Source organism: Roseobacter fucihabitans, assembly GCF_014337925.2.
Classification (GTDB): Bacteria; Pseudomonadota; Alphaproteobacteria; order Rhodobacterales; family Rhodobacteraceae; genus Roseobacter; species Roseobacter fucihabitans.
This window is the reverse complement of record NZ_CP143423.1, coordinates 75,509-90,000: the sequence shown is the minus strand read 5'-3', so window position 1 is coordinate 90,000 and position 14,492 is coordinate 75,509. Positions and strand designations below refer to the sequence as shown.

Genomic DNA, 14,492 nt, shown 5'->3' with positions numbered 1-14,492 from the left:
GGAAAGCACGAGCCTTAGAGCCCCATATATTGCGTTATCCACCAGACCACCCCCAAGACTCCCCGAGTCACAGCGCAAATCACCCCCGAGTCGTGGTGTGATTCATGTGAATCGTCTCCCGTTTATCTCCATTTGGGAAAGGATTCGTCCAAACGATCAAAAATCGGCTGGGGGATTCTGGTGATTCCGAGTGGAATCGCCCTGAGAGGGGTTTTCATCCTGCCCAGTTTTTCAACTTTCGGACATCAGACGGCTTGTTTGCGCCGCGCTTTGGGAAGTCGCAGCGCCAGAAGGCCCAGAATCACGGCCAGATAGGCCAGCGGTTCAAACGCCCATGTCTTGGTCAGCATGACATAATGCACCCCGCCCAGAATCGCGGCGACATATACAAGGCGGTGCAGCTTGCGCCATTGCGGCCCCAATTTACGCACCGACCAGTTGTTGGAGGTGATTGCCAGGGGGACCAGCAGGACGAATCCCGCCATGCCGATAGTGATATAGGGACGCTTGATGATGTCCGCCCAGATCTGGCTCAGGATACCCACGTCCAGCACAAGCCAGACCAACAGATGCAGCGCGACATATATAAAGGCCAAGACACCAAACGCGCGGCGGAACTTCAGCAGGTTCAAACCGCCATAGCGGCGCAAGGGTGTTACGGTCAGACCGATGATCAGAAGCTGCAAGGCGATCTCGCCCAACTCATGTTCCAACGCCTTGATCGGCTCGCGCCCGAGCCCACCGGTTTGCGCCAGATAAAGCAGATAAGGCACCGGCAGAAGATACAGTATATATAGTACCCACGTGGGCACCCGGCGCAGCGCACCGTTGACAACATCCACCACGGCGTTCTTAGCATCCCGCATCACTGCTCTCTTCGAAACCCAGGAACTCGTCCCATCTCGTTCGCTCCACTCTATCAATCGGGCATCATCGTAACAGCCCATGCTTTCGCAGCCCTTACCGCTCTCCTGCTGGGTGCGACGCAGTTGTTGCTGGCCAAAGGCACGCGTCGACACCGGGTCATCGGATATATCTGGGCGTCTCTGCTCGGCCTCGTCGCTTTATCCAGTTTTTGGATTCACGATCTGCGCCAGATCGGACCGTTCAGCCTCATTCACCTCTTGTCCGTCTATACACTCTATAACCTTGTCGGCGGCATCCGCGCCGCACAGCGCGGCAAGATCGACGAACATCGCAGTACGATGCGCCAGCTCTTTTATGTGGCGCTGATCGGTGCGGGCGCTTTCACACTACTTCCGGGGCGCGACATGCATCTGGTGGTTTTCGGTCAATAGCCAACAATCAATAGAAACGCGTCAGGTCCATACCTTCATAAAGGCTGGCGACCTCTTCCTCATACCCGTTGAACATCAAGGTCGGGATCCGTTTGGAGAATAACCCGCCACCGATCTTGCGCTCCGTCGCCTGAGACCAGCGTGGATGATCCACGGTCGGATTCACATTGGCATAAAAACCGTATTCGCTGGCCTGCAAATCCTGCCATGTGTTGACGGGCGCTTCGTCCGTCAGGGTGATCTTCACGATGGATTTGATCGATTTGAAGCCATATTTCCACGGCACAACCAACCGCATCGGTGCGCCATTCTGATTTGGAATGGGTTTGCCGTAAATTCCGGTCGCCATGATCGTCAGCGGATGCACCGCCTCATCCAGCCGCAGACCCTCGACGTAGGGCCAGTCAATCGAGCGCGACTTCTGACCCGGCATCTCTTCGGGACGATAGAGCGTTTCGAAGCGGACGTATTTCGCCTCTGGTTTGACCCCGGCCAGCGTCAACAGATCGGCCAACTCGAAGCCGTTCCACGGAATGACCATCGACCAGGCCTCGACACAACGAAAACGATAGATGCGCTCCTCAACTGTCATCTGCGCCATGATGTCTTTGAAATCATACTCACCGGGTTTTTCAACCAGACCGTCGATCGTCACACTCCAGGGGTCGGTCGTCAGACCACCGGCATAGGTGGCCGGATCGGTCTTGCCCGTGCCGAATTCATAGAAGTTATTATACTGTGTAATGTCTTCCCAGGAATTTGGCTCCAGCGCTTCTTCGGCACCGGCGCGCGCACCCAAAGCTGCCAGACCGACGCCCGCCGCCGCCACACTCATCAACTGACGCCGGTTCATAAACGCGGCCTCAGGGGTCACATCTGCATGCGTCAACTCATTTTTCCAGCGGTAGGCCATCAGATACTCCAGTGCTCTATGTTGCGCCCTATGTAGGAGACGACACCCGGCACTCCAAACGATTTCGTCTCACAATACGGACAGCAGACTGTAACTTTTGCCGCCACCGCTCGGGGTATACACTGTGCCTGGTTGTCTTTTTGCTGACATTTTTGTGACTGGAAACGGGAAAAGCACCCAGCTTAGCGCGGCTGTCATTTTGTCAAATGGTCTCAGCAAGAAACCCCGATGATCCAAAACCAAGGCTGCTGCGTTTACCTCACAGATGTCCATGGAGGCATCGACCCTTTTAACCTAGGAGACAGTTATGTTTCGTCGTAGTTTTCTGAGCCTGACAGCCGCAACCGCCCTTTTGGGCACGACCGCCTTTGCCGGGGACGCGCCCAAAGACATCGTGGATACCGCCGTTGGCGCGGGGTCGTTCACAACGCTGGTGGCTGCGGTCCAGGCCGCGGGCCTTGTTGACACCCTGAAAGGTGATGGCCCGTTTACGGTTTTCGCACCCACGGATGAAGCTTTTGCCGCCCTGCCCGAGGGGACGGTCGAATCCCTGTTGCTCGAAGAGAACAAGGACCAGCTCATTGCAATCCTGACCTATCACGTTGTGCCGGGCAAAGTGATGTCCACTGATCTGTCTGATGGCATGACGGCTGCGACCGTTCAGGGCGGAGATCTTACCGTTGACCTGTCTGACGGTGCAAAGATTAACGGTGCAACAGTCACCGCAGCGGATGTAGAGGCCTCCAACGGCGTCATCCATGTTGTGGATACTGTGATCCTGCCCGAATAACCCTCCGTTTTCGAGCAGACACAGTTAGGCCCGGAAAGATCTTTCTTGCCGGGCCGCCTTTTTTGGACGCTGCGTTCAAACCTGCAAAAGCGGGATGAGTTCATCCATCGACTTAAATAAGGCGTCACAGATAGGGCGCATACGCGCGGGATCTGTTTCTGCGACAAATCCAAGCGTATACATGCCAGCGGCCTTGCCAGCACGCGCACCGCTCGCGCTATCCTCCACCACAATACATCGGGACGGCAGGATCCCAACAGAGGCCGCCGCCTTGAGATAAACATCCGGTGCCGGTTTGGGTGCCGCAACATCCTCACGCGAAAACACCCGTCCCCGCAGACGGCTCATCAAACTGGTCCGCGTCAAGGTGATGTCCATCTTGCGATGCGGGCCGTTGGAACCGACCGCATAGGGAATGCCAGCAGCGTCCAATGCGTCCAACACAGCCACGACACCGGGGATCAACTCGACCTTTTCATCTAGCACGTCAAAAACTTCACTATATATATGATCGACCCAATCATCCGGCAATCGAGCACCCATCTCGCGCGCGGTCGTCATGACGCCCATGATCGTGCCGCCTACGAACAGATCAATGATCTGATCGATCGACAGGTCTAGCCCATGTTGCGCGAGATTGTCACGGATCACGACATTCGTGAGCGGCTCGCTGTCCACCAGCACGCCATCGCAGTCGAAAATCACCAGGTCGGGGGGGAATATCATGAAAAAGGCCGGGTCATATGCCCGGCCTTTGTGACTTTATATAATGTCCGGCGTCAATGCATGACTTACAACGCGCGCATTCAATGCACGACCTACAACACGCGCATTAATGCACGACCGCATCATCCGGCTTGGGCCGGTTCGTGGCTGCCACCCGGTCCCCGATGATCAAGCCCTCGGCCCCGACGGAGATATTGAGCACATCCCCGTCCTTCACATCCCCCGCGAGAAGCATTTCCGCCAGCGGATCCTGCAAGGCTCGTTGGATCACACGTTTCAGAGGGCGCGCGCCGAAGACCGGGTCATAGCCCTCATCCGCCAGCCATTGATGCGCACCGGCGTCCAGATCCAATATGATCTTGCGCGCCGCCAAGCGTTTGAGCAACCGCGCCATTTGAATATCGACAATCCCGCCCATATCCTCGCGGCCCAGACGGTCAAAGATGATCGTCTCATCCAGGCGGTTCAGGAATTCGGGGCGGAAATGGGCGCGCACCGCGTCCATCACATCGCGCTTGGCATCAGAGGCATCCGCGCCATCGGGCAATTGGCTCAGCGCCTGCGCCCCAAGGTTGGAGGTCAGGATGATCAGCGTCTGTTTGAAATCAACCGTGCGGCCCTGACCATCGGTCAGCACCCCATCATCGAGCACCTGCAACAGCACGTTAAACACATCCGGATGCGCTTTTTCGACCTCGTCAAACAGCACCACTTGATACGGCCTGCGCCGCACGGCTTCCGTCAATACACCGCCCTCATCATATCCGACATAACCCGGAGGGGCACCAATCAGACGGCTCACGGCATGTTTCTCCATGAATTCTGACATATCGATGCGCACCATCGCGTTGTCATCATCAAACAGGAATTCCGCCACGGCTTTGGTCAGTTCGGTCTTGCCCACGCCAGTTGGGCCCAGGAACAGGAACGATCCAAGCGGACGGTTTTCATCGTTCAGACCGGCCCGCGCCCGGCGCACCGCATTGGACAGGGCGCGCACAGCCGCATTTTGGCCGATCACCCGGTTGTGCAGCTGATCCTCCATGCGCAACAGCTTATCACGCTCGCCCTCCAGCATTTTGCCTGCGGGGATACCGGTCCAGCGCTCGACCACACCCGCGATCTGCTCAGGGCGCACGGCCTCCTCGACCAGACGGTCGCTGTCATCGCGACCCTCCGCCGCTTCGAGTTCTTTTTCCAACTGAGGGATCACACCATAGGAGAGCTCCCCAGCCTTGGCCAGATTACCCTCACGCTTTGCGATTTCCAATTCGGCGCGGGCGTGGTCCAGCTTCTCCTTGAGGTCGCGCGCACCCGACAGCTTATCCCGTTCCGCCTGCCACTGCGCCGTCAACTCATCGCTGCGCTCCTGCAACTCGGCGAGGTCCTTCTCGAGCGTCTCCAGACGGTCCTTGCTGGCCACATCATCCTCGGCGCGCAGGGCTTCCGCCTCAATCTGCATCTGCAAAATCGAGCGGTCCAGCGCGTCCAGTTCTTCGGGCTTGCTGTCCACTTCCATGCGCAAACGGCTCGCCGCCTCATCCATCAGATCGATGGCTTTATCGGGCAAAAACCGATCCGTGATGTAGCGGTGGCTCAATGTCGCCGCCGCGACCAGCGCAGAGTCCGAAATCCGCACACCATGGTGCAATTCGTATTTCTCCTTGATGCCCCGCAGGATGGAGACCGTATCCTCCACCGTCGGCTCCAGGATCATCACCGGCTGGAAACGGCGCGCAAGGGCCGCGTCCTTCTCCACATATTTGCGGTATTCATCGAGCGTGGTCGCGCCCACGCAGTGCAATTCGCCGCGCGCCAGCGCCGGTTTGATCAGGTTGGCCGCATCCATCGCGCCATCCGCCTTGCCCGCGCCAACCAGCGTGTGCATCTCATCAATGAACAGGATGATCTCGCCCGCGGCCTCGGTGACCTCGGTCAGAACCGCCTTGAGGCGTTCCTCAAACTCACCGCGGTATTTCGCACCGGCGATCAACGCACCCATATCAAGCGACAACAGCTTCTTGTTGCGCAAAGACTCCGGAACGTCGCCATTCACGATCCGCAGCGCCAACCCTTCGGCAATGGCGGTTTTACCCACACCGGGCTCACCGATCAGAACCGGGTTGTTTTTGGTCCGGCGACTCAACACCTGCATCGCGCGGCGGATTTCCTCGTCACGGCCAATGATCGGATCGATCTTGCCCGCCTCCGCGCGCGCCGTCAGATCCATCGCGTATTTCTTCAGCGCATCATAGCCATCTTCGGCGCTGGCCGTATCCGCCGTGCGCCCCTTGCGAATGTCATTGATCGCTGTATTCAGCCCCTGGGCCGTCACGCCGCCCGCATCCAAGGCGGTTTTGGCGGCGGATTTCACCATGCACAATGCCATCAGGAGGCGTTCGACTGGCACGAAACTATCGCCTGCTTTCTTGGCAAGGGCTTCGGCTTCGACCAGAACCTTCTGGGTCGGGTTGTCGAGGTAAATCTGCGCCGCATCCCCGCTGACTTTGGGGATTTTCGAGAGCGCCAGCGCCAGTGATTGCACCACCTGCGCAAGCTCACCACCCGCTGCGGATATCAGATTGCTGGCCAAACCCTGATCATCATCCATCAACGCTTTCAACAGATGCTCGGGTGACAGCCGCTGGTGGCTTTCGCGTGTCGCTATGGTCTGGGCGGCCTGAATGAAACCGCGCGACCGTTCCGTGAACTTACTCAAGTCCATGGGTATTCTCCTTTTTATAAAGCGTCCCGATGCGCTGCGCCCGACCTGGCGGCACGACAGCTTAATAGGACCTCGCATTGTATTTGGGGCGTGCTGGTAACCGCTTCAAGAGGTCCGCGCGTCCCATCGGATAGATATATGTAAAACGCGCGCCTTACCCTGATGTGAATCAAATCTCTCAAAGACATGGGAAAGCGATGCGCCCTTTCCCCGTTACCCATGCGTCGGTATCGCCTATTTCCAGTGTCAGACACGGAACAGAATACGGTTCGCCCCGTTCTCTGCCGGTCAAAACGTAAGGTAAAAAGTTGGCATGTTCTGCCAGTTTCAGTTGATCCGCCCGGCCTCACATCTCCACGCAGCCGGGGGGATCGACAGGTTTCATGGTTGTAAAACGCGGGCCATTCCAATCCCCCCGGAGCCCGGTCATGCTGCAACGCTCATGAAATCCGCAGACACAACCTGGCCCGGAGCGCGTGTGACGTTCTCCGGGCTTTTTGCACGACCTGCCCACCCGGATGGACAGCGCCGGCTTCACAGCCTAAGGAAAAGCGACGCCAAAAGGGGATATAAAAGATGATGGACGACCGTTTGATCGTGGCGCTGGATGTGCCTAATGCACCGGCCGGCCAGGACCTTGCCGCGCAACTGGGCGATGCGGTAAATTTCTACAAGATCGGGTTGGGGATGTTGACCGGGGGCGGGCTGGCATTGGCCAATGAGCTCAAACAGGAACACGGCAAGCGCATCTTTCTGGACATGAAGCTCTTTGACATCAGCGCCACGATTGAGGCCGCCGTGCGCGGATTGGCGCAATTCGATCTCGATTTTCTGACGGTACATGGCGATCCGCATGTGGTGGATGCTGCCAAGCAAGGTGCCGCCGGGTCAGACATGAAAATACTGGCCGTCACCATCCTGACATCACTGGACCGAAATGACCTGGATGCCTGTCAGATCCGCGCGGGTGATATTTCCGATCTGGTCACAACCCGCGCAAGCCGCGCCTTTGAAGCCGGGGCGGATGGCGTCATTGCCTCCCCGCAAGAGGCGGCAATGATCCGCGCGTTGCCCTTAGCCCACGACCGGTTGATTGTGACGCCCGGTGTGCGCCCGGCAGGTGCCGAAATGGGCGATCAAAAGCGCGTCGCCACCCCAGCCCGCGCAATCGCCGATGGGGCGGATCACATCGTTGTCGGGCGCCCGGTCTGGCAATCACCCACCCCGCGCTTGGCCGCAGAGACGATTCTCGCAGAACTCAACGGGGCCTAAATCCACAATCCAAACCTCTGACACAGCTATAAAATCGCCTCTTATCCACAGACCGACGGCAACCACGGGTGCTCAACCGACTGTGGCCTTTGCACAACAGACCACTCTATCTGGTAAAAAATGCCATCTGGCGTTAGGCGTATTCTCCTATAGGTGGTAAGTTGACGTTAGGTGATACTCCCCGACGAACCGCATCTTCCTGAGGTTCGTTACCTCCCCCTGCTCACAGCAGCGGGGGGTTTTTCGTTAAAACCCCGTGATTGAAGAGCAACCCCACCCACCTGTCTCGCATAGAACATAGCCCATCGGAGTTTCCGCGCCTGCGCGCCCACCGCCAGGCAAATTCCAATGTTCGGGCCGAGGTATATCGGGTCGGTCATCCCGCAGGATGACGGTCTCCTCTCTTTGCACCTTCAAAGGCCATGTTCATTTCGGCCTGCTTGGCATAGCATTGCGTCGTGCCAAAACCCTAGACGATTGATGCGAAAATGCCCGCCCTTTGCCGCGATTGCCTGAGCCAATTCGATACCGGACGCCGTTGCCCGACCTGTGGCGGCCCGCGTATCGTCGCGCATCCTGAACTTTTTTCACTCTCCATCGCACATATGGATTGCGACGCCTTCTATGCCTCGGTTGAAAAACGCGACGATCCCAGCCTCCAGGACAAGCCCGTCATTATCGGCGGTGGACGGCGCGGGGTTGTCTCGACCGCCTGTTATGTGGCGCGCATTCGCGGTGTGCGTTCTGCCATGCCGATGTTTCAGGCGCTCAAACTCTGCCCCGAAGCGGTGATCATTAAGCCGCGCATGGAAGCCTATGTCGAAGCCTCGCGCGCGATTCGCGATATGATGTCGGAAATGACGCCAGATATCGAACCGCTGTCGCTGGATGAAGCCTTCATGGATCTTTCGGGCACTGAGCGCCTGCATGGGTGCCCCCCGGCGGTGATGCTGGCGCGTCTCATCCGGCGCATGCGCAGCGAGCTGGGTCTGACCGGCTCCATCGGTCTCAGCCATAACAAATTCCTCGCCAAGGTCGCCTCCGACCTCGATAAACCGCATGGGTTTTCGGTCATTGGTGCCGCGGAAACCAATGATTTTTTGCGCGACAAGCCGGTGCGGATGATCTGGGGCGTGGGCCCCGCTGCGCAAGCGTCTTTCGACAAAGCGGGCATTCGGACCTTCGCCGATCTTTTGCGATGGGAACGCACGGAATTGATTGCGCGTTTTGGGACCACGGGCGACCGGCTCTGGCATCTGGCGCGCGGACAGGACGCCCGGCGCGTCTCCTCCAACAGCCCGATGAAATCCATTTCCAACGAAACCACCTTCAACGAGGACACAAACGATCCTGACCTCCTGGATGGGCACCTGTGGCGCATGGCGGAAAAGGTCGCGGATCGCGCCAAGGCCAAGGATCTGGCGGGCCGTGTCGTCACGCTGAAACTCAAGCGGTCGGATCATTCGTTACTGTCCAAACGGCTCAGCCTGCGTGATGCGACGCAGATGGCCGATACGATCTATCGCACCGCGCGCGCTCTCTTTGATCAGATCGGCGATCAAGGCCCCTACCGGCTGCTTGGCTGTGGCATTTCGGATCTGATTGAGGCGACGGGGGCGGACCGCTCCGGGGACCTGCTGGATCCGCTGGCCAAACGGCGCAGCGACGCAGAACGCGCGACTGATAAGATACGCGCGCGCTTCGGCAGTGACGCAATTCTGAAAGGGCGCGCGTTACGTTAAAGCGATTCTCCAAACGGCTGAGTGGGACCTCTCAGGCCCTATTCTCGCAGCTCTGATTCCAGACGGCACCGGGCGGTTCGGGTCTTGCGCCAAAACGACTGTGACTATTCGGCGGCCAGCGGCATGCGCTCCTGTCCTATCAATGCGATCTCCGCGATAACACTGCGGAGCCTGCGTTGCACATCCACAAAATGCCGTGAGGGTTTAATCGTCTTTTCATCCATGTAAAGCGCGCGATCGATCTCGATCTGAACCGCGTGCTGGCCGCGGTTCGGACGCCCGTAGGCCTGCGTCACATAGGCACCGGCAAAGGGTGCATTGCGCGACACGACAAAACCCGCAGCGGTAAATGCCGCCTCGATCCGGTCCACAAACTCCCCGCTGGCAGCCGCGCCAAAACGGTCACCGAGCACAACCTCCGGCCGTTTTGCCCCCCGACGCACAACGCTCTGTACGGCCTCATGCGGCATCGAGTGACAATCAATCAACACGGCCTGACCATGCTGCTGCACAGCATCCACAAGCAAGGATTGCAGCATTTTGTGATAGGGGTGCCAGCACGTGTTCAACCGATTCTGCGCCTCGATCATGCTGAGCTTGCCGCGATAGATCGCGCGCCCATTGGCCACGACACGGGGAATCACACCCAGACCCGACGCGATACGGGGATTGTGACTTTGCCGCCGCACGCCCTCAATCAATGCCGGGTCCAATTCGTCAGCGCTCCGATTGAGATCGACATAGGCACGCGGCGCGCCCGCCTTCAGGAAGGTCGCACCAAACTGCGTCGCACAATCGAAAAGCAAATCCACATAGGCGTCCTCGGACGATCGGATCACATGATCATCCAGCACGGTTGTCCGGAGCAGGGACCACGGATAGTCCCGCCCGCTGTGGGGCGAGGCGAAGACCACACAGGATTTATTCCGCTCGGGGTAAAAGACTTCAAACGCTGGCTTGCTCATTGACCTTCCTCTTGACGCGACCTTAGCGCAGAAAAACCAAAAACCAAAAGCCCTTGATCCCTCCGACGACTCCTTTTATAGACCGCGATACCGGCGCGTGTTTTCGCGCCCCATTTTTGTTTGGGGTTAAGGAATTCGCGTTACATAGGGGGTGATTAGCTCAGCGGTAGAGCACTTCGTTGACATCGAAGGGGTCACTGGTTCGATCCCAGTATCGCCCACCACCTAATTCACTGGTCCGGAACCCTCCGGATCGCCCGCAACCCGGCGCTGGTCCGCGCGCCGACTGAGAAGAAGACCAGAGGAGAACGACCATGAAGGTTCGCAATTCGCTCCGCTCGCTCAAGAATCGGCACCGCGACTGCCGTGTTGTGCGACGCAAAGGCCGCGTTTACGTGATCAACAAGACACAGCGCCGGTTCAAAGCCCGTCAGGGCTGAGACCCGACTGCCTCACAATAAACAACCGCTCCCTCGGGGGCGGTTTTTTTATGGCTCCAACTCAGTAAGCGGGCCGTCTTAGCAGGGAACCCCGCGCAGTTCATATTCCGGCGCGGAAAGATAGGGCGCATAGCGCGTCGGGAAGGTTGCCTCTTCGCCGCTATCCAACAATCGCTCTTGTGAATACCGCGACGGAAAGCGCCTCAACTGATCGTCATCTGGAATGCGGAACCGATACGGGTCCCCATCCTCAAACGGCGGTTGAAGCCGTGGGAAACTGGCAATTCGCGCACCCTGGCAGATGAATTGCGCCGTTACTGCGACCTGTACCTCCTGGGCGTCATCCGAAAAGGTGATATCGACCAAATGCCCGGCCTTGGTGGCAAAATCGCGAATGGCAAAACGCAGCGGTTGATCCAGCGCAAACAGACGCGTCCTGTTCCCTGCGCCGAAAAGTTCCCTTTCATCGATCCATGTCTCTCCCCACGCAAAGCGCAGATCATAACGCCCCGGCGGCACCAGCACGCGGAAAAACGACCCGCCCTTCATAAAAGCGGCAAGCACGGCACGATCAGTTTCAGGCTCGAATAACCTGACGTAATAATCGCTACCGGGAGGTGTCCTGAGTTGAAGCGGGAAAACAGCCGGCAGCCCGCTATGGTGCCACATCAACCCTGCGCGCGGTTCAGCCGTCTCCTGGCTGCGCGCCGCAGCGGGAAGGACCACCAAACCAAAGCAGACCCCAAAAAGGATAACATGCAAAAGGGTATGCAACCGCCGGTGCGCCATCTTTTTCCTCTTTCGCCACATCATAGCATGACCACGCCCATCAGCCGGAACACAAATACGTGCAGGCATGGGCCTTGCGCAAATCCCTGCGGCCCCTAAGGTCTGCGCTCCAACCGCCCGTAACGAGGAAAACGCCATGACCGATACATCCGATTATACCCCGCCCACCGTCTGGACCTGGGACGCTGGGAGCGGCGGCAAATTTGCCAATATCAACCGTCCTGTCGCCGGTGCAACCCATGACAAGGCATTGCCCGTCGGCAAGCACCCTTTCCAGCTCTACTCACTGGCCACGCCCAATGGTGTAAAGGTAACGGTGATGCTGGAAGAACTGCTCGAGCTGGGCATCAAAGAGGCCGAATATGACGCTTGGCTGATCAAAATCGGCGACGGTGATCAATTCGGCAGCGGCTTTGTGGAGGTCAATCCGAACTCCAAAATCCCTGCGCTGATGGACCGCTCGGGCAAAACCCCGACGCGTGTGTTTGAATCTGGCGCGATCCTGCTGCACCTGGCGGAACGGTTTGGGAAATTCATGCCGACCGAACCGGGCCCGCGCGCCGAAACGCTGTCCTGGCTGTTCTGGCAAATGGGCTCCGCACCCTATCTGGGCGGGGGTTTTGGTCATTTCTACGCCTATGCGCCAGAAAAATTCGAATACCCGATCAACCGTTTCACGATGGAGACCAAACGCCAATTGGACGTGCTGGATCGCCAACTGGCGGGTCATGCTTTCATCGTAGGGGATAAATACACCATCGCCGATATCGCGATCTGGTCGTGGTACGGGCAACTGGTGCTGGGCCGTCTCTATGATGCGGCGGAATTTCTGGATGTTGAAAGCTATGAAAACGTCATGCGGTGGGCCAAAACCATCAATGCGCGCCCCGCCGTGCAGCGCGGGCGCATGGTCAACCGCACTTCTGGCGAACCCGAGACGCAATTACGTGAACGCCATGACGCGGGTGATTTCGAAACCCAAACGCAGGATAAGATCGGCGAAGAAGCCTAAGACACGCGCGCCGGGGCTGGCTTTATCGCTAGCCCCGCCGATGGCCTCCCAACGGGCGCATACCCGCTACGGCAACGATCAGAACTCAGGGGAACGCGCTGCGCGTCCCTCGGATTTTTGCCTTAGTCTTGCGCGTCCCTCTCGGTAAAAATGGTTTAATCGCCACGACGCTCGCCCGTCGCTCACGCGGCCGGGTCACTCATAGCTGCGCTGATCTTCGATCACCAAACCATCCTTGGGCAGACTGCCAGGGGCCATGACTTCAACGCGACCCTTCATCTTCAGGGTCGCGACCACCGCATCCGCGATGTCATCAGGCGACACCCCGGTGGCTTCGACCTGCACCGTCATCACGTCTTGTGCACCGTCGCGGGTAGCGATGACGCGCGCTTTGAGGATGGCATCATGACGCGCCACCAACGCCGCGACCTGCTCGGGGCGCACGAACATGCCCTTGATCTTGGTGGTCTGATCAGCGCGTCCCATCCAGCCCTTGATGCGCATATTGGTACGCCCGCAGGGGCTTTGACCGGGCATCACAGCGCTCAGATCCCCGGTGGCAAAACGCACCAGCGGGTAATCCGGGTTCAGCGATGTAACGACAACCTCGCCGACATCACCCGCTGACACGGGATTGCCGGTGCCGGGGGTCACGATCTCCACGATCACGCCCTCATCCACGATCATCCCCTCGGGTGGGCTTACGGGAGAGTTAAAGTCGGGGCTTTCATAGGCGATATTGCCCAAATCGGCGGTCGCGTAGCATTGCAGACAAAGAATCCCGCGATCCGCATATTCCTGCCGCAACGCGGGGAACAAGGCACCGCCCCCCACCGCCGCCCGTGTGATTCCCAGCGTCACGTTCATCTCCGCGGCCTTATCAAGGATCACCTTCAAATAATCCGGCGTGCCCGCATAGGCGGTTGATCCCACCGCCTTGGCCGCTTGAACCTGCAACTCTGTCTGCCCGGTGCCAGCGGGCAACACGGTCGCCCCCACGGCCCGTGCGCCGCTCTCGAAAATCATCCCCGCAGGGGTCAGGTGATAGCCAAAGCAATTCTGCACAACATCGCCCGCGCCGATCCCCACCGCATGCAAAAAACGCCCCATACGCCACCAATCATGGCTCATACCGCCGGGCTCGTAAATCGGCCCCGGCGATTGGAACACATGGGTGATGTTATTGACCGGAATACCACCAAAGGGCGGGTTATCCGCCTGCCACTGCGTCAGATCAGATTTGCGTAACACCGGCAAACGCACCAGATCGCTCAGCGCGCCCAGCGCACCCGTCTCGATCCGGCAGGCCCCCGGTGCTGCAGCAATACGTTCAATGTTGGCATTCAACACTGCCAATTGCGCCGCTTCGCGCGCGTCACTGCTGCGGGTTTCCAGATCGTCATAGAAGTTAGACATATTTATTCGGCCGCCGTCTGAAAGGGTTGATCCGCCTGCACGATATGGGTGGTCACGATTTCGATGTTGGCCTCCCCCTGATTGGTCACACCGCCATGGACTTGGCCCGCGGGGAAAAACATCGGCGTGCCATCGGGAAAAGCCATTTCTTTGCCGTTTGGCATCAGGGCCTGACCGCCCACGACAATCACCGCATGCTCATCGCCGGGATGCGTATGCAGCGGGATGCGTCCGCCCGGTTTCACGGTCAATTTAGAAACGATCACCACCATCCCCGCCGACCCGCTCAGCGGTTGTTCATTCAACACCTTACGCACCACCAAGTCATCGGCAAAAACGGGCGCGGCAATCAACAGCACCACAAAAACCACGGCAGATTTCAGCATCTTGGATCTCCCGAATTG

Annotated in this window: 14 protein-coding genes and 1 tRNA gene; 7 read left to right on the top strand and 8 right to left on the bottom strand. The window is 58.4% G+C overall.

Features of this window, described 5'->3' with window-relative positions; genetic code table 11:
* Positions 1–245: 245 nt before the first annotated feature.
* On the bottom strand, positions 246–866 hold the full coding sequence (gene msrQ, locus ROLI_RS00455; protein ID WP_187430665.1) for a protein-methionine-sulfoxide reductase heme-binding subunit MsrQ: 621 nt from the start codon (positions 864–866) through the stop codon (positions 246–248).
* Here msrQ and ROLI_RS00450 point away from each other — a divergent pair.
* Complete coding sequence (locus tag ROLI_RS00450) at positions 837–1,298, top strand: DUF2306 domain-containing protein (protein ID WP_405049033.1); 462 nt, start codon at positions 837–839, stop codon at positions 1,296–1,298. The two genes, msrQ and ROLI_RS00450, sit on opposite strands and share 30 nt — an antisense overlap.
* Positions 1,299–1,305: 7 nt before the next feature.
* Here the strand turns inward: ROLI_RS00450 and msrP are convergent, their stop codons facing one another.
* A complete protein-coding gene (gene msrP / locus ROLI_RS00445; protein ID WP_187430666.1) occupies positions 1,306–2,211 on the bottom strand; it encodes a protein-methionine-sulfoxide reductase catalytic subunit MsrP in 906 nt (301 codons plus the stop codon).
* A 307-nt stretch (positions 2,212–2,518) separates the two neighbouring features.
* Between msrP and ROLI_RS00440 the strand changes: the two genes are divergently transcribed.
* Positions 2,519–3,001, top strand: a complete 483-nt coding sequence (locus ROLI_RS00440) for a fasciclin domain-containing protein (RefSeq protein WP_187430667.1) — start codon at positions 2,519–2,521, stop codon at positions 2,999–3,001.
* A 75-nt stretch (positions 3,002–3,076) separates the two neighbouring features.
* Here ROLI_RS00440 and ROLI_RS00435 read toward each other — a convergent pair whose 3' ends face one another.
* Together ROLI_RS00435 and clpB are read right to left on the bottom strand one after the other, a co-directional pair.
* Entirely contained in the window at positions 3,077–3,727 is a 651-nt protein-coding gene (locus ROLI_RS00435; protein ID WP_187430668.1) for an HAD family phosphatase, read from the bottom strand.
* Between the two features lie 106 nt (positions 3,728–3,833).
* Positions 3,834–6,452, bottom strand: a complete 2,619-nt coding sequence (gene clpB, locus ROLI_RS00430; protein WP_187430669.1) for an ATP-dependent chaperone ClpB — start codon at positions 6,450–6,452, stop codon at positions 3,834–3,836.
* A gap of 576 nt (positions 6,453–7,028) precedes the next feature.
* On the opposite strand from clpB, the gene pyrF reads away from it, so the two are divergent.
* Positions 7,029–7,724, top strand: coding sequence for an orotidine-5'-phosphate decarboxylase (gene pyrF, locus ROLI_RS00425; RefSeq protein WP_187430670.1), 696 nt, complete (start codon positions 7,029–7,031; stop codon positions 7,722–7,724).
* Between the two features lie 488 nt (positions 7,725–8,212).
* On the top strand, positions 8,213–9,466 hold the full coding sequence (locus tag ROLI_RS00420) for a DNA polymerase IV (protein WP_187430671.1): 1,254 nt from the start codon (positions 8,213–8,215) through the stop codon (positions 9,464–9,466).
* Between the two features lie 104 nt (positions 9,467–9,570).
* On the opposite strand, the gene ROLI_RS00415 is transcribed toward ROLI_RS00420, so the two are convergent.
* Positions 9,571–10,431, bottom strand: a complete 861-nt coding sequence (locus ROLI_RS00415) for an N-formylglutamate amidohydrolase (RefSeq protein ID WP_187430672.1) — start codon at positions 10,429–10,431, stop codon at positions 9,571–9,573.
* A 149-nt stretch (positions 10,432–10,580) separates the two neighbouring features.
* Between ROLI_RS00415 and ROLI_RS00410 the strand changes: the two genes are divergently transcribed.
* Positions 10,581–10,655, top strand: a tRNA-Val gene (locus ROLI_RS00410).
* Positions 10,656–10,745: 90 nt separating this feature from the next.
* A complete protein-coding gene (gene ykgO, locus ROLI_RS00405; protein WP_005850168.1) occupies positions 10,746–10,871 on the top strand; it encodes a type B 50S ribosomal protein L36 in 126 nt (41 codons plus the stop codon).
* Positions 10,872–10,949: 78 nt separating this feature from the next.
* Here the strand turns inward: ykgO and ROLI_RS00400 are convergent, their stop codons facing one another.
* Complete coding sequence (locus tag ROLI_RS00400) at positions 10,950–11,660, bottom strand: hypothetical protein (protein ID WP_222869568.1); 711 nt, start codon at positions 11,658–11,660, stop codon at positions 10,950–10,952.
* Between the two features lie 136 nt (positions 11,661–11,796).
* Here ROLI_RS00400 and yghU point away from each other — a divergent pair, with 136 nt between their 5' ends.
* Positions 11,797–12,672 (top strand): glutathione-dependent disulfide-bond oxidoreductase, encoded by an 876-nt coding sequence (gene yghU, locus ROLI_RS00395; RefSeq protein ID WP_187430674.1) that lies wholly within the window; start codon positions 11,797–11,799, stop codon positions 12,670–12,672.
* Between the two features lie 195 nt (positions 12,673–12,867).
* Here the strand turns inward: yghU and ROLI_RS00390 are convergent, their stop codons facing one another.
* Both ROLI_RS00390 and ROLI_RS00385 read right to left on the bottom strand, forming a co-directional pair.
* Complete coding sequence (locus ROLI_RS00390) at positions 12,868–14,088, bottom strand: phenylacetate--CoA ligase family protein (RefSeq protein ID WP_187430675.1); 1,221 nt, start codon at positions 14,086–14,088, stop codon at positions 12,868–12,870.
* Between the two features lie 2 nt (positions 14,089–14,090).
* Entirely contained in the window at positions 14,091–14,474 is a 384-nt protein-coding gene (locus ROLI_RS00385) for a cupin domain-containing protein (protein WP_187430676.1), read from the bottom strand.
* Positions 14,475–14,492: the final 18 nt, after the last annotated feature.

Bases quoted from the DNA above. Each gene is read 5' to 3' on its own strand.
- msrQ (WP_187430665.1), bottom strand. From the start codon at position 866: ATGCGGGATGCTAAGAACGCCGTGGTGGATGTTGTCAACGGTGCGCTG.
- msrP (WP_187430666.1), bottom strand. From the start codon at position 2,211: ATGGCCTACCGCTGGAAAAATGAGTTGACGCATGCAGATGTGACCCCT.
- ROLI_RS00440 (WP_187430667.1), top strand. From the start codon at position 2,519: ATGTTTCGTCGTAGTTTTCTGAGCCTGACAGCCGCAACCGCCCTTTTG.
- ROLI_RS00435 (WP_187430668.1), bottom strand. From the start codon at position 3,727: ATGATATTCCCCCCCGACCTGGTGATTTTCGACTGCGATGGCGTGCTG.
- clpB (WP_187430669.1), bottom strand. From the start codon at position 6,452: ATGGACTTGAGTAAGTTCACGGAACGGTCGCGCGGTTTCATTCAGGCC.
- pyrF (WP_187430670.1), top strand. From the start codon at position 7,029: ATGATGGACGACCGTTTGATCGTGGCGCTGGATGTGCCTAATGCACCG.
- ROLI_RS00420 (WP_187430671.1), top strand. From the start codon at position 8,213: ATGCCCGCCCTTTGCCGCGATTGCCTGAGCCAATTCGATACCGGACGC.
- ROLI_RS00415 (WP_187430672.1), bottom strand. From the start codon at position 10,431: ATGAGCAAGCCAGCGTTTGAAGTCTTTTACCCCGAGCGGAATAAATCC.
- ykgO (WP_005850168.1), top strand. From the start codon at position 10,746: ATGAAGGTTCGCAATTCGCTCCGCTCGCTCAAGAATCGGCACCGCGAC.
- ROLI_RS00400 (WP_222869568.1), bottom strand. From the start codon at position 11,660: ATGGCGCACCGGCGGTTGCATACCCTTTTGCATGTTATCCTTTTTGGG.
- yghU (WP_187430674.1), top strand. From the start codon at position 11,797: ATGACCGATACATCCGATTATACCCCGCCCACCGTCTGGACCTGGGAC.
- ROLI_RS00390 (WP_187430675.1), bottom strand. From the start codon at position 14,088: ATGTCTAACTTCTATGACGATCTGGAAACCCGCAGCAGTGACGCGCGC.
- ROLI_RS00385 (WP_187430676.1), bottom strand. From the start codon at position 14,474: ATGCTGAAATCTGCCGTGGTTTTTGTGGTGCTGTTGATTGCCGCGCCC.